A 1,367-nucleotide genomic window follows, 5' to 3' on the forward strand; every position below is an offset into this window, starting at 1 on the left:
AGCGTTATGTTTTGAGATAGAAAAGGACTTGAACGAGAATGACATTCATTGACCAGATCTCCTCCAGTTGGCGAAATAACAATTCGTTGGTGTGCGTGGGGCTTGATCCCGACGTAGAAAAGATCCCTGCACATCTTCGCCGTGTTGAGACACCACTGTTTGAGTTCAATCGCGCAATCATAGACAGAACAGCTGACCTCGTTTGTGCGTTCAAGCTTCAAGTGGCCTACTATTCTGCATCCGGGACCGAGCGCGATCTCGAACTCACGGTAGCGTATATTCACGATAATCACCCAGAGATTCCTGTTATTCTAGATGCAAAACGAGGAGACATTGGCGCAACCGCAGAGATGTACGTTCGGGAATCATTTGATCGCTATGGGGTTGATGCTGTTACCGTGAATCCATATATGGGGACGGACACACTCGACCCATTTCTGGATCGTAGCGATAAGGGAATCATCATTCTCTGCCGCACGTCGAATCCTGGCGCAATAGATATTCAGGATCTGAGGTCCGAAGGGAAGAAACTATACCAAATTGTGGCGGACAAGGCCGCCCATGTCTGGAATCGGAATGGCAATGTGCTTCTCGTTGTCGGGGCAACCTATCCCGATGAGCTACAGGAGATCAGATCAGTTGTCGGAAGCATGCCCTTTCTGGTGCCAGGAATCGGTGCACAAGGGGGCAACGTTGAGAGCGCCGTCATGAGCGGAAAGGACGCCAATGGTACAGGCATGATCATCAACTCCTCCAGAGGCATCATTTACTCAAGCGATGGTGAGGATTATGCAGAAGCCGCACGAGAGGCTACCATTTCGCTAAGGGATGCGATCAACAGATATCGATAGACGAGAAACATAACCAGACAAATGCAGCGTACGCGGAGTACCACGCCGCTGATTTGCGTCGTTATATTTTTATATGTGCAAGAACCAATAAGCAGGGGATAAATGAACGATTTCTATTGTGACGAAATAATTTCAAAAAAAACAAAGGTGGATATTGTATATGAAACAGAAGAAATCTTAGCATTTCATCATACAAAACCATATTTTGAGTTGCATATAGTTATTATTCCGAAGAAACATATCGATTCCCTGTCAACTTTTGACAACAACCCTGCACTCTCTATCGAATTCTTAAAAGCAATTTCATATGTAACAAAATTAGTTGAAAGTGAATATGGTGGATGTAGAGTTTCTTCAAATGTTGGAAATTACCAATCAACAAAACACCTTCACTGGTATGTGCATCGCGGGAAAAGATTAAGAAATGAAGACGGAAGTCTTATTAGTAAAATAAGCAAAATATAACACTTATGAGGCCCCCCTCTGTCAAGGGGTAAAGAACATCACTGACAGCAT

2 protein-coding genes are annotated in these 1,367 nt (G+C 44.5%); both read left to right on the plus strand.

Translation table 11 applies throughout. From position 1 onward, the window contains the following. Positions 1 to 38: 38 nt before the first annotated feature. Entirely contained in the window at positions 39 to 851 is an 813-nt protein-coding gene (pyrF, locus tag K8S15_10010) for an orotidine-5'-phosphate decarboxylase (protein ID MCD4776369.1), read from the plus strand. A 102-nt stretch (positions 852 to 953) separates the two neighbouring features. After that, entirely contained in the window at positions 954 to 1,316 is a 363-nt protein-coding gene (locus K8S15_10015; protein ID MCD4776370.1) for an HIT domain-containing protein, read from the plus strand. Positions 1,317 to 1,367: the final 51 nt, after the last annotated feature.

The sequence above is a fragment of the Candidatus Aegiribacteria sp. genome, from assembly GCA_021108005.1.
In the GTDB taxonomy this organism is placed as follows: domain Bacteria; phylum Fermentibacterota; class Fermentibacteria; order Fermentibacterales; family JCC-6; genus Aegiribacteria.

Excerpts from the sequence above, each read along its gene's own strand:
- pyrF (MCD4776369.1), top strand. The coding sequence starts at position 39 with ATGACATTCATTGACCAGATCTCCTCCAGTTGGCGAAATAACAATTCG.
- K8S15_10015 (MCD4776370.1), top strand. The coding sequence starts at position 954 with ATGAACGATTTCTATTGTGACGAAATAATTTCAAAAAAAACAAAGGTG.